The sequence below is a fragment of the Aneurinibacillus sp. REN35 genome (assembly GCF_041379945.2).
GTDB lineage: Bacteria > Bacillota > Bacilli > Aneurinibacillales > Aneurinibacillaceae > Aneurinibacillus.
Genome location: NZ_JBFTXJ020000071.1, coordinates 1 through 208, shown reverse-complemented (window position 1 = coordinate 208; position 208 = coordinate 1). Strand labels below are relative to the sequence as shown.

Here is a 208-nt window from a genome sequence, read left to right as displayed (position 1 = left end):
CTGATCTCCAAATCATAAATTGAATAAGTGTTTGGACCATGCTTGATAAGAAAACTGCTGTCATTAATCAAATCCATGTCAATAGGCCATTCTATTCCGTAAGGAACAGATGTTGGACGGTCATTGATGATCTCAGGTACTAATGCGCCTTCAAATATCTTAGAGGTGTTGATTTTTTCATTTTGTAGACGAGCAGCTATCTCATTAC

1 protein-coding gene is annotated in these 208 nt (G+C 37.0%); it reads right to left on the bottom strand.

The annotated features are described in order from the left end of the window. Positions 1 to 208 (bottom strand): hypothetical protein (locus tag AB3351_RS23680; protein ID WP_371149564.1); only part of this gene is annotated, 208 nt, incomplete at both ends.